The sequence below is a fragment of the Pseudoalteromonas sp. 1CM17D genome (assembly GCF_023161805.1).
In the GTDB taxonomy this organism is placed as follows: domain Bacteria; phylum Pseudomonadota; class Gammaproteobacteria; order Enterobacterales; family Alteromonadaceae; genus Pseudoalteromonas; species Pseudoalteromonas atlantica.
Map to the genome: position 1 here is coordinate 26,849 of NZ_JALNTP010000002.1, position 12,960 is coordinate 39,808.

General features: G+C 41.0%; 7 protein-coding genes. 4 read left to right on the forward strand and 3 right to left on the reverse strand.

The window, feature by feature from the left end; genetic code table 11:
* Positions 1-236: 236 nt before the first annotated feature.
* The gene (gene rapA / locus MSC25_RS03810; RefSeq protein ID WP_096041176.1) at positions 237-3,131 is read right to left on the reverse strand and encodes an RNA polymerase-associated protein RapA; all 2,895 of its coding nucleotides are present in this window, start codon (positions 3,129-3,131) and stop codon (positions 237-239) included.
* Positions 3,132-3,437: 306 nt separating this feature from the next.
* Here rapA and MSC25_RS03815 point away from each other — a divergent pair, with 306 nt between their 5' ends.
* The 3 genes from MSC25_RS03815 to MSC25_RS03825 all read left to right on the forward strand — a co-directional run bounded on the left by MSC25_RS03815 (position 3,438) and on the right by MSC25_RS03825 (position 9,582).
* The gene (locus MSC25_RS03815) at positions 3,438-4,835 is read left to right on the forward strand and encodes a PhoH family protein (RefSeq protein ID WP_248442665.1); all 1,398 of its coding nucleotides are present in this window, start codon (positions 3,438-3,440) and stop codon (positions 4,833-4,835) included.
* A 66-nt stretch (positions 4,836-4,901) separates the two neighbouring features.
* Positions 4,902-8,693, forward strand: coding sequence for an ATP-binding protein (locus MSC25_RS03820; protein WP_248442667.1), 3,792 nt, complete (start codon positions 4,902-4,904; stop codon positions 8,691-8,693).
* Positions 8,677-9,582: a diguanylate cyclase gene (locus MSC25_RS03825; protein WP_248442668.1), complete on the forward strand. Its 906-nt coding sequence runs from the start codon at positions 8,677-8,679 to the stop codon at positions 9,580-9,582. The genes MSC25_RS03820 and MSC25_RS03825 overlap by 17 nt, the downstream gene beginning before the upstream one ends.
* Before the next feature lie 92 nt (positions 9,583-9,674).
* On the opposite strand, the gene MSC25_RS03830 is transcribed toward MSC25_RS03825, so the two are convergent.
* Positions 9,675-10,055, reverse strand: coding sequence for a DUF3192 domain-containing protein (locus tag MSC25_RS03830; protein ID WP_004585870.1), 381 nt, complete (start codon positions 10,053-10,055; stop codon positions 9,675-9,677).
* A gap of 295 nt (positions 10,056-10,350) precedes the next feature.
* On the reverse strand, positions 10,351-11,295 hold the full coding sequence (locus MSC25_RS03835; RefSeq protein WP_138685855.1) for a D-2-hydroxyacid dehydrogenase: 945 nt from the start codon (positions 11,293-11,295) through the stop codon (positions 10,351-10,353).
* A 430-nt stretch (positions 11,296-11,725) separates the two neighbouring features.
* Here MSC25_RS03835 and MSC25_RS03840 point away from each other — a divergent pair, with 430 nt between their 5' ends.
* Positions 11,726-12,865, forward strand: coding sequence for a 1-acyl-sn-glycerol-3-phosphate acyltransferase (locus MSC25_RS03840; RefSeq protein ID WP_248442671.1), 1,140 nt, complete (start codon positions 11,726-11,728; stop codon positions 12,863-12,865).
* The last annotated feature ends 95 nt before the right edge of the window (positions 12,866-12,960 follow it).

A 12,960-nucleotide genomic window follows, 5' to 3' on the forward strand; every position in this document is an offset into this window, starting at 1 on the left:
AAAGCGGTTTTAGTGAACAATCGGCGTGCCGTTTGTGGCTCAGACAGCATTTATTACAGAGTTACAGAAATAGGTATTGAAATAATGGCTATATTAGGTGGCCAAGATACTGATGAGTAATTGTAGAGGTGAATGTAAAAAGCACGGCCTGTAAACCGTGCTTTTTGAAGTGTAGTTTAGTTAAATCTTGAGCTAACTAACGGCAGATAGCTATAAACTAAACGCTCAAAAACCCTTTAGTGTGAAACTACGATTAAGCGTATCGCATCAAGTTTTAACTGGGCTTTTTCGATATGCGTTGTCAGCTCGCTGCGCTGCTTATCGAAGAAGGTAATTTCTTCTTGGCGAATATTAGGGTTAATTTGCTTAAGCGCTTCAAGGCGAGCTTGTTCTTCACCTAAGGTGCTTTGCATTTTTTCAAGTGACGCACTGCGAATAACCTCAAGCTGTTGCTGAGCCATCTCTTTTGCGGTGTTGATCATTGGGTGAACCGCACCTTGTAAAGCGCCTGCTAATTTACTTGCAGTTTGACGCCCAACGGCTGAAAGCTGTTGGTTAAAGCTATCAAATGCCACGTTTTCGCCGAGGTTATTACTGGCTTTATCAAGTAATATGCGAATAGGCGTTGGCGGTAAAAAGCGACCTACTTGCAGGGCTTTTGGTGCCATAGCTTCGGCTACAAATATCAGCTCAACAAAAAAGGTACCTGGTGGTAATTTTTTGTTTTTAAGCAAAGCTACAGAGGCACTACCAAAGTCATCATCACAAATCATGTCCATCGTGCCTTGCACCATAGGATGATCCCAGCTAATAAAATGCACGTCTTCTTGCGAAAGGGCGGTATCGCGGTCAAATGTAACCGTCATGCCATCTTCTTTTAAGCTTGGGAACGATGCACTTAGCATATGCTCTGTTGGCTTTAAAATAATGGTGTTTTCGCCTTTGTCTTCTTGGCTTACTCCAAATGTGTCGAATACGTTGATCATGTAACTTGGTAACTCAAATTGGTTATCAAGTGCTTCAATTTCTTCAACCAATGAATCGGCAGCGCCTTGGCCAGATGAATGCAGCTCTAATAAACGGTCACGGCCACTTTCCATTTGTTTGCGTAGCACGGCATTTTGTTTGGCTACTTGCTCAAGTAGAGGGTCGAGCTCTTCTTCATCACAATTATGGGCAGCAATGTAATCAAGTAGGTCTTCACTAAATTCTTTATACAATAGCTGGCCAGTGGTTGATGTGCTTTCAAATGCATCAAGGCCTTCGTTGTACCAACGCAGTAATACTTCTTGCGCTGTATTTTCAAAATACGGCACATGAATATTAACATCCTTTGTTTGCCCAATACGGTCTAATCGGCCGATACGTTGTTCAAGTAAGTCAGGGTTTAGTGGTAAATCAAATAACACTAAGTGATGCGAAAACTGGAAGTTACGTCCTTCTGAGCCAATCTCTGAACACAGCAGTATTTGTGCGTTGTCGTATTCATCGGCAAAAAAGGCTGCTGCGCGGTCACGCTCTATAATCGACATGCCCTCGTGGAATACAGATGCTTTTATTGCTTCACGCTCACGCAAAATTTGCTCAAGGCTAATAGCGGTTTCGGCTTTGGCACAAATAAGCAGTACTTTTTCGTGCTTTAGGGTTTTAAGTGTTTCGATTAACCAATCTACACGCGGATCAAATGCGCCCCAGCTGGCACTTTCACCTTCAAACTCTTGAAAGATTTTCTCTGGAAACAGCGCGCGTTGTGCGCTTAACTCTGCACTTTGTATACCGCTCATGCTGCCAAGTACTGACATTGCTGTTTTATATTGCTTTGGCAGTGCCATTGGGTAAGCATGTAATTTACGGCTAGGGTAGCCATCAATTCCGCTGCGACTGTTTCTAAACAAAATACGACCTGTACCGTGGCGATCAAGCAGCATGTTAAGTATTTCTTTACGTGCCGGTAAATCACCTTGCTGAGCTTTTTCAAGCACATCGGTAATATCGGTTTCTTTTAATAGCTCAATAAGTGTGGCTTTGGCTGTATCATCAAGGGCTTGCGCTTGCAGTAGCTGATTCGCCGCTTCGGCAACGTCTTTGTAATTAGCTTCTTCTTCTTTGAATACGTCGTAGTCGTAAAATCTATCTGGGTCGAGCAATTGTAAGCGGGCAAAGTGGCTACGGTGACCAAGTTGATCAGGCGTTGCTGTTAATAGAATAAGGCCCGGAATATCTTGGCTAAGCTCAGCCATGCGCTGATATTCGGTGCTCGGCTTACCATTGTTAATGCTTAGGTGGTGCGCTTCATCAACAACTAATAAATCCCAATCAGCAAGTGTTGCTTGTTCAAACCAGCGTTTTTTCTTGGTTAAAAACTCAAGGCTGGTAAGCACTAGCTGCTCGGTATCAAATACGTTTGGCGAGTCTGCAAAGGCTTCGTCGCAGCGCTCTTCATCAAAAATAGAAAAACGTAAATTAAAGCGGCGTAGCATTTCTACTAACCATTGGTGCTGCAGGTTTTCTGGCACCACAATGAGTACACGGCTAGCACGGCCACTAATGATTTGTTGGTGTAAAATCATGCCGGCTTCGATGGTTTTACCAAGGCCTACTTCATCTGAAAGCAGTACCCGTGGGGCAAAACGTTTACCTACTTCTTGTGCAATATAAAGCTGATGCGGAATAAGGTTAGCGCGCTGGCCAATTAAGCCTTTAATAGGCGATTGCTGGCGCTCAAATTGGTGTTGCCATGTTTGGTAACGTAAGGTGTAGCGATCAAAGCGATCTACTTGGCCTGCAAATAAACGATCTTGCGGTTTATTAAACTTAATAAAATGATCTAAAAAGGTTTCTTTTAGCTTTGCTTCTTCGCCGGTATCAACGCGAGTACCTACGTAGCAAAGTAGTTCACCTTGCACTTCAATAGACTCTACTTCTAATTCCCATTCTTCAACGCTTTTGATCACATCACCTGGATTAAATGCCACACGGGTAACCGGTGCTTCTGCACTAGAATAAACACGGTTTTCACCACTGGCAGGAAATAAAATGCTGACCTGGCGGCCTTCAATGGCAACTACGGTGCCTAATCCTAAATCTGACTCTGTATCACTGATCCAACGCTGACCTAAGGAAAAATTCATGTATGTCTCGTCTATGAAGAAAAAGGCGGCTATGTTACCTGTTACATAACACCACTGCAAGGCGCTATTTGACTCACTTTTAATTAATTTTATAAGTGCGAATTAATCCCATTAACAGTGCTAACAAATGGCTCTTTTTTAGGTAAATAAAAACTATATCGTGTTTGTAATAAAACGGACTTTTATGACAAATAGACTAAACTTAGATTATGCCTTAGCAATTAAGTATTGCAGGTTTGAATTTAGGCCCGTTTTACTTAGTTATTTTGGTATAGCATAAAAATCATAAAACGTAAGGAAAGTGCTATGGAAAAAGCTTCGAACCTTGAAAGTAAAATGTATGTGCTAGACACCAATGTATTACTCCACGAACCCCTCGCTTATTTGTCTTTCCAAGAACATAACGTTGTCATTCCCATGACTGTTTTAGAAGAGCTTGACCACATTAAAGATAGAAAACACGACGTAAGCCGTGATGCACGAGTGGCTATTCGCGGCTTAGATGAGGTACTAAAAGACGCAACTCCAGAGCAAATGTTGCAGGGTGTTGCACTGCCTAGCAATAAAAAGGCAAATGCCAATTCCACCGGTACGCTCATTATTGTTAATGACCATCTTTTTGCAGATTCTATTTCTGGTTTACCGGGAGATGAAAACGATCACCGTATTATTAACTGCGCCGTGTATTTACAAAAACAGCACAGCGATTCAAAAATTGTATTGGTGACAAAAGATATAAACATGCGCCTTAAAGCAAAAGGTGCAGGCCTTAAATATGTTGAAGATTACCGTACCGACCAACTAATTGATGATATTGCTTTATTAACTAGCGGCTATAAAAAAATAGAGGGTGATTTTTGGCAGCACGTAGGGCAATGCGAAACACAGCAGCACGGCCGTGATACGTTTCATTATGTGGCTAAAAACTTAATTCCAGATATGTTTTGCAATGAGTACATACTTGATGGCAGCGAGCACTTTGCTGCGCGGGTCAAATCTTACGATAACGAGCGTATTAAATTAAAAGATATTAGTGTTGAGCGTTTAATGCACCAGCAAGCGTGGGGCGTAAAACCTAAAAATATTTACCAAGGTATGGCTCTCGACGCTTTGCTTGACCCTAGTATTGAGCTGGTTATTTTAACCGGTCCAGCTGGGTGCGGTAAAACATTACTGGCACTGGCCAGTGCGCTTGAAATGGTGATTGAGCGCGGTATTTACGACAAGGTCATTGTAACGCGTAATACCCCCGAAATAGCTGAGTCTATCGGTTTTTTACCCGGTACCGAAGAAGAAAAAATGGCGCCGTGGTTAGCTGCAATTACCGACACCTTAGAGGTACTACACAAAGGAGACGAAAACCCAATTTCGAGTCGCAATTACATAATGGAAAAAGCCAATGTACAGTTTAAGTCGGTGAACTTTATGCGTGGGCGTAGTATTCAAAATGCAGTGGTAATTTTGGATGAGAGCCAAAACTTAACGGCATCTCAGCTTAAAACTATTATTACCCGTTGTGGCGAGGGAACAAAACTAATTTGTAGCGGTAATTTAGCGCAAATAGATAGTAACTACTTAACCCCCGTTACTTCCGGCCTTACTTATATTGTTGAGCGTTTTAAAGACTTTGAAGGCAGTGCAACAGTTAATTTAAACGGGGTAGTGCGCAGCCGTTTAGCCTCCTTTGCAGAAGAAAATTTATAACTTGCGCAGAACAATTTGGCTCGATAGTCTAGTGGCTGACTATCGGGCCAAAACTTAGGCAAAACGTTGAAATTTTTACCTCTAAAAGACTATTACCGCTCTTTATTTGTAGCATTATTTGTTCCCTTATTTGTGGCATTTTTACTGTGTTTGCACTTGTATAATATAAAAGTTGAGCGCGCCATAGAAAAACGTCAAGCCGATTTTGAACAAGTGTCGGCTCAAGTTAGCCATATAATGAGCTCGGTAAACGACTTTTTTGACAATGCCTTTATATCGTATCAGCAGCCTAGTGTTGAGCAGTTCAATCGCAACTTACTAGAAGGTATTAATCAATACGACAATTACTACTACCGCCACTTTAGCGAGCGCCAAGGCGAAATAGTCGGTAAAGGGCAGTTTGCTTTTTCTAACCGTGCGTTGATCCAATGGCAGCAAGCTACAACCCTAAGCCCAACGTTTAATACCGCGTTATCGCTTATGCAATCGTTGTCGGCTGTTGCCTATGTTGATGATTCGGGGTTTGCCTATGTGGTAAGGCGTAATAAAAGCCAAAGCACTATGCTTAATAAAATTTTAAATGGTAATTTTAAGCCCACATTTATACCTGGCCAGCTTACCTCAAGCGCCATTGTTAAAATACGCGATAGCGCTTATTTTGCTATTGGCCGTAAAAAACAACCTAATTCGTCAGACTACATCATTTTAATATACGATTTAGAGGCCATGTCTAGCTGGCTTAAAAAGGTGGCACCAAGCGAAGGCGAATATGTGTTTATGAACCAGTCGCATCAAGTAATAGCCAGCTCTGTTAAGCAGTTAAATGAAGCAACAGCCCTAAAAGATTATTGGCCTGAATTAGCCCATGACAATGAAAAAATAAACTTAGTTAATAACAAAAATGCGCAGTTTTTTATGCAAGCTATGGGGAATCTGCCCATTCATGCCGCCTTTTATGAGCCGCAAATAAAAGTGATCACGCCAATTAGGTATGAGGTTCTTTTAGAGTTTGCGTTTTTAACGTTATTTTTAAGCTTAATGTTTGCGGTATTTTTTTGGTTAAGCCAACGTATTTTTGTTAGGCCAATGACTCATTTAATGCAATATTTTGAACAAAATGATGCCCCTAAAGCCGCGCTTTCTAATTACCCCATCCCTTTAAATTGGCAGCCTTGGTTTTCTCGCGTTAAATATGTGTTTGATAAAAATGCACAGTTAGTTGAGTCGCTCCAAGAAGCTAATAAAGAACTCGATGATCAGTTACAGCTGCAATCTCAAAAGCTAAAACGCAGCTACGAAGCAAAAGAGCGACACCTAGCGCTATTAAATACAATGCTAAATAGTGTGCCTGATCTTATTTACTTTAAGAATATTGATGGCTCATTTTTAGGTTGTAATAAAGCATTTGAAGCCTATGTAGGCAAAGAGCAAGCTATCCTAGTCGGTAAGCGTATTGAAGATTTAGACAGCGACGATTTACAGTTAAGCCTACTAGAAAAGCAAGTTTTACAAACCAAAAGTAGCATTGAGCAACGCATAGATAGCACCGACAAATCGTATCAATTAACGATTGCCCCATTTTATAACGAGCACCAGCACTTATTAGGCACTATGGGAATTGGGCGAGACATTACTGAGCAGCAGCAAACTCTATCGGCGTTAAAAGCGTCAGAATCTAAATTTAGAAGTGCAATAGAGTTTGCAGCAAACAGTGTGGTGTTACTTTCGCTTGAGCACACCATATTGCAAGTTAACAAAGCGGCTCGTAAGTTATTTTCACAGCAAGATATTTTAACTGGTGAGCCACTAAAAATGCTGTTTGATGAGGCGCAGTGGCAAGAAATAAAAAATGCGCTTTGTCACTTATTAGATGATAAAAAACGGGTTTATCATTTAACGCTCTCACAAGGAAAACTAACAAGTTGGCTGCAGCTGAGTGTGTCGCTGGTGTGGGATGAAAACCGTGATCCCTCTTATTATGTTATTCATATTCAAGATGTAAGTGCGCTGACTAAAGCTAAGCATGACGCAGAACGCGCAACAATAGCTAAAAGCCGCTTTATTGCTAATCTAAGCCATGAGATCCGTACCCCTCTTAACGCTGTGTTAGGGCTGTTAGATATGATAGTAGAGCAAGGCTTAAAAAATAAGCAGCTGCAACAAACTAAGCAGGCTAAAAACGCAGCACAAAGCTTATTATTAATGCTAAACAGAATGCTCGATTTTGCCCGAGTAGAAAGTTCGCAAGCGCAAATTAAACCGGTGCCTTTTTGCTTAGTTGAACTGATTGATATTTGTGAGAGCTTAACAGCGCCATTGTGCCAAAACAAAGGGTTAAGCTTTAATATTGAAATAGATCCACTCATTAACCCCGCGCTGGTGGGGGATTCAATACGTTTGCAACAAATATTAGGTAACTTACTTACCAATGCCGTTAAGTTTACTAATAAAGGCAGTATTACCTTAAAAATGGTGCTTGAAGAAAATGACGTTTTAGATCAGCAACGTATTTGTTTTCACGTAATAGACAGTGGTGTAGGTATTGCTAAGGCTGACCAACGACGACTGTTTGATGCTTTTACTCAAGGCGATGAATCCTCTACGCGTATTCACCAAGGGGTCGGGCTTGGACTTGCTATAGTTAAACATGGTGTAGCCTTAATGGGCGGCGAAATTGCAATTAATAGCGACAAAGGCCGTGGATGTGAGTTTTTCTTTACTCTAGCGCTTGCGGTAGATACGGCTAAAAATAGTGTATTTATACCTAATACGTTAGCCATTGTGAGCGATGACACTGTACAGCTAAACGAAGTGGTTAATGCCTACTCACAAGTGGTAGCTATTGATTTAGAAGAGGCGCTTCGCTACCCAATAAAGCTTGCTGATGCACAGCAACTGATTATTGATGAAACCACATTGAACGATTTATTAAAGGTTGAATCTATACACGAAACGCTCAGTGGCAACTCATCCCCTGTGGTTGTGGTGAATCACGAGCACACTTTAGCATTGCCTTGTACTACGCAAATTAACGCGCAACATGTTAAAGCTACGGCGTTAGCTCAGCGCTTGATTAGCTTAAATGCTAATGCGGGGGCGGAGCCACCTAAAGCCGCTGAAAATAATGAAGAAGTAAAAAAAGATATATCGGGTCTACTTATTATGGCGGTTGATGATAACCCGCTTAATTTAGACATTATTAGCAGTGTGCTAAAACAGGCCCATATAAATGTAATAACGGTTACCAATGCGCCAGATGCAATAGAGCTGCTACAAATATTAAAACCAGATTTAATTTTGATGGACGTGCAAATGCCGCATATTGATGGTTGCCAAGCAACGCAATTGATTCGCCAACAGTTTGACGCGCGCCAGCTGCCTATTTTTGCTTTAACAGCACATTGTGAACCTGCAGATGTTGAGCGCTCACTTAGTAGCGGCATGAATAAGCATTTGACTAAACCTGTGGTTGCAGCTGTGCTGTTAGATGCAATTAGAGACGTAGACTTTATAAAACCTAAGTTTTATGACCAAAGCTTTGCGCTCACCCAGTTTAATTTTGATGAAAATTTACTGGCAACCATGGTCGGAAAATTTGCGAAGTTGTGTGAAACGCAGTTAGAACAAATTGAAGAAAACACCCAGCGAGATGAAGTGGTACGCTTAGTGCATAGCATTAAAGGCGTGGCAGGTAACTTAGGTTTTATTAGGCTTTCATTGTGTGCAAAACAATGTGAAACGCACCTTAAAACAACTAACGAGCCGCTTCAGCACACTTTAAAAGAGCTAATCATTCAGCTAAAGCAAGTGATTATATTTATTGAAACCTTAGGGGGACGGGATGTCGAAAAAAGCTAAAATACTGATTGTGGATGATGATCCCCTTAACCGGCTGGTGCTTGAAAAAACACTGGGCACGGAGCATGACGTATTTTTAGTCGAAAGCGGCGAAAAAGCGCTCACCTTTATTAAATTAAATCAGGTCGATTTAATTATTTTAGATGTGGTGATGCCAGGCATTGATGGTTACGAAGTGCTTGTACAGCTTAAAGAAAACCCTATTACTCAGTCTATTCCTATTGTGTTTATATCGGCTAATAATAGCCACACCGATGAAGCAAAAGGACTTGAATTAGGTGCAATGGATTACATCACTAAACCCTTTAATGCGTCTATAGTCAAAGTGCGGGTACGCAACCAATTACTGATCAAGCAAAAAAATGATTTGTTAGAAATGCTTGCCTCAATTGATGGTTTAACGGAAATACCCAACAGGCGTTATTTAGATGAAAACCTCTCTCGTGAATGGCGCAGAAGTAAACGTAATGGCTCGTGTTTGTCTGTTTTATTAATGGATATAGATCACTTTAAGCGTTACAACGATTGCTATGGCCACCGAGCGGGGGATGAGTGTTTAAAGCAGGTTGCCCAGGCGTTAGCAGCGCAATGTGAGCGTAGTACTGACTTTATTGCCCGCTACGGGGGGGAAGAGTTTGCTGCGGTATTACCCGATGTTAATAAACAACAGGCATTAGCATTTGCCCAAAAGTTAAGAAAAGCGGTAAACAGCCTCAATATAGAGCACAAAGCTTCGTTAAATGCAGATCACATAACAATCAGTATTGGCATTGCCAGTATGGAAAACGGCAATGCAAGTGCCGAACAAGCCTTACTCGAACAAGCAGACCTAGGGCTATATGCCGCAAAAGATGCAGGGCGCGATCAGGTGGTTGCGCTTAACTTATAATGTGGCTGTGTTTATATTAAAGCGTTATTTAAATCGGCCCCACACGTTAATGTTATTACCTAGCGGGGCGACTTTACGCTACTAACGCGTTGTTATTTTGTGATCATGCCCAGCGCGCTTTCACCAATACCTACCAATTTATCATTTTTAAATACCAATGGCGTGCATTCATCTTTTGTTGTTTTGCCATCAGAGTGAATGCTGTTAGTCACGTAAAACAGTACCTGATACACATCATCGTCTTTTTTCAATAGCTCGGTAAAGTTTGGCGTTTTTAATTGCGCTAAAACAGATTGGTAGCTGCTATCCATTGTTAAATCTGCAATCGCTTCGCGGTTTTTTTTATGCTGATGTTGCCAGCTTGATGAGTCGTTACCTGCCCAGTGCGTTTCTGCTTCGCCATCTGATACGGCAATAACACAGCCTGTTAAAAATGGAGCAATAAGTGCAGCAGCTAAAAGTGATTTTTTCATTGTTATAGTCCTTGATGAGTTTTAATTTAATTATTTACTTATCAAGAGCAAGTAATAGGCCAATATAACAAAATTATAAAATTCATAGGGTTAGATTGTAATGGCTGTTTCTAAGTGATTAATTATAAAAATCATTAGCAAAAACAGCCACTTTTTAGGTTTTTTAACGATTAAGCTAGCCTGCGTTTATTTAGCCTAGCGAAAACACGTTACAGCTATTTACTAAATAGAATGAGCGACTTTGAGACAGGTAAAACCTAGCCTCAATGCGGCTCATTATTATTGCAAATTGTTATTATACCAAGCGGTTACGAGACTCATCGTTAGTAAAGGCTGCAATATTTAGGCTTACTTCATTAATTAAGCGTACGATTGACTCTGTGCTGGCCCATGCAATGTGAGGTGTAAGAAGCAAGTTTTCGCCTGTGTAATTAGCCAGCGGGTTAGAAGGCTCTGCCGGCTCTTTAGTTAGTACATCAACACCCGCACCGGCAATTAAATTTTGCTCTAGGGCTGTGGCTAAGTCGGCTTCATTTATAATGCCACCACGGGCGGTATTGATAATAATACTGCTGGGTTTCATCATTTTTAGCTCATCTAACGAAATTAAATCGCGTGTTTCATCAGTAAGCGGGCAGTGCACGCTAATTATATCAGCGGTTTTTAATACTTCTTCAAAAGGTGTACGGCCTTCTCTACAAGAGGCGCCTTTACGCTCTGCAACCACTACATTGGCTCCAAAAGCTTGCGCTACTGTCGCCACACCTTTACCTAGCGTTCCGCCGCCTATAATGGCAAATGTTTTACCTTGTAAATCATTAAAGCTGTAATCTAATCGGCAAAACATCTCGCTTTTTTGCCAAGCGCCTTGCTGGCAGTCGCGCTGGTAGCGGTGTGTATTACCTAATAAATTAGTCACTAACGAAAACGTGTGCTGTACAACCGAAGGGGTTGAGTAGCCTGCTACGTTGGTAACGGCAATACCAAATTCTTCAGCGGCGTTTAAATCAACATTATTAGTGCCTGTTGCACTTACGCAAATAAGCTTAAGCGTTTTAAGTTGGCTTATCGTATCGCGATTTAGCACAACCTTGTTGGTAATAAGGACGTCCGCGCCTTGGCTGTGAGCAACAACTTGCTCAGGTGACGTAAGTTCGTAAGTAGTGAGCTCACCTAGTTCTTCAATGCAAGTTAACGAGGTTTTAGCTAAAGTAGCGTTATCGAGAATGGTGATTTTCATTGTGTGTCCTATCTAAATGCGTACCGTAAAATGGCAAGAGCGTTTAAGGTACTACGAATACACACCTTTGTTAATGCTATTACTACCAAATGCTTAGTACAAAAAGTCAGGTTGCTTATAAAAGTTTAAATTGGCTGGTCTGCCCACTCAAATATAAATAACATGATATTTTAGCGGGCTATATCGCTGGGGCCTGTTTATCAATTGAGGTTGAACTCACTTTCCTGTGAAAGGTCAACAAGCCTTATTAACGTTGATAAAACTAAAAAACAATGCACCAACCCCTTTTTGTGTGGTCATAGACTGAAATGGCTCGCAAATAAGCATAACCAAATGGCTATTTCTTATTTAAGAGTGGCTGAGTTATAATCAAAATTATATATAAACGGTACGTTTTGCGTGCCGTTTTTTTAACATTGTAGATGCAGTAATGAGTGAATTAGAAGATAAGTACGCAGACATAAGACCTTACAACGACGATGAAGTTGCGGCCTCGCTAGCGCGTTTAATTAACGATAATGCGTTTATAGATGTAATAGCAAAGTACAACTTACCGCGCTTTATATCCGCTATGCCTTTTATTGCTCGCACACTGGTGAGAAGCCAGTTACGAAAAAAATGGGGTAAATTTACGAGCGTTGAAGATGTACAAAACGAAGTTGCAAAGTATTTAGATAAACTTATAAAACGCACTACCTCAAAAGTTACCTTTTCGGGATTAGACAAATTAGACCCGCAGCAGGCGTATTTATTTATATCAAACCACCGCGACATAGTGCTGGACCCTGCACTTGTTAATTGGGGTTTGTATCAACATAAAATGAAGACGGTGCGTATAGCAATTGGTGATAACTTATTGCAAATACCGTATATAACCGAGCTGATGCGTTTAAATAAAAGCTTTATCGTTAAGCGCTCAGCCAAAGCACCTAAAGAGATGCTTAAGGCGCTTACGCAGTTGTCATCGTATATTTATGACTCGTTAACAGCTGGAAATTCTATTTGGATTGCGCAAAAAGAAGGGCGTGCAAAAGACGGCTTTGATCAAACAGATCCGGCGCTTTTAAAAATGCTGCAACTTAATGGTCGTAAACAAAAGAAAGAATTTGGCGAGTACATTAAAGAGTTAAAAATTGTTCCTGTGTCTATTTCTTACCAGTATGAGCCTTGTGCAATTTCTAAAGCAAAAGAGCTTTATCATAAACAGCAGCACGGTGAATACGTAAAATCAGAGGGCGAAGACATAGCAAGTATTGTTGAAGGGTTTAGCTCTGCTAAAGGGCATGTGCACTTAGCATTTGGACAACCGGTTGAAAGCGGTTGCGATGATGCTGATGAGCTGGCGCAAACAATTGATAAGCACATTGTTGAGTCTTTTTACTTACACCCAGGAAATTACATTGCCGGTGGGTGCAAGCAAGCAGTTATTGATGAGCCCGATAGCGCCACTTTTGAACAGCGTTTAGCCTTAGTGCCAGAAGAGCTAAAGCCACTTGTTTTAGCTATGTATGCAAAGCCATTTCAACGCAAAACTGAAATCACAAACAAAGTATGTGAGCAAAGCCATTAGGCATCTGCGTTGGCAAATAGCGTAATAAAGCAGCGTAAACGCTGCTTTTTTTTTGTGCATAAATAACGCTATACTCATACAAAGCAATTAATCTA

Excerpts from the sequence above, each read along its gene's own strand:
- rapA (WP_096041176.1), bottom strand. The coding sequence starts at position 3,131 with ATGAATTTTTCCTTAGGTCAGCGTTGGATCAGTGATACAGAGTCAGAT.
- MSC25_RS03815 (WP_248442665.1), top strand. The coding sequence starts at position 3,438 with ATGGAAAAAGCTTCGAACCTTGAAAGTAAAATGTATGTGCTAGACACC.
- MSC25_RS03825 (WP_248442668.1), top strand. The coding sequence starts at position 8,677 with ATGTCGAAAAAAGCTAAAATACTGATTGTGGATGATGATCCCCTTAAC.
- MSC25_RS03830 (WP_004585870.1), bottom strand. The coding sequence starts at position 10,055 with ATGAAAAAATCACTTTTAGCTGCTGCACTTATTGCTCCATTTTTAACA.
- MSC25_RS03835 (WP_138685855.1), bottom strand. The coding sequence starts at position 11,295 with ATGAAAATCACCATTCTCGATAACGCTACTTTAGCTAAAACCTCGTTA.
- MSC25_RS03840 (WP_248442671.1), top strand. The coding sequence starts at position 11,726 with ATGAGTGAATTAGAAGATAAGTACGCAGACATAAGACCTTACAACGAC.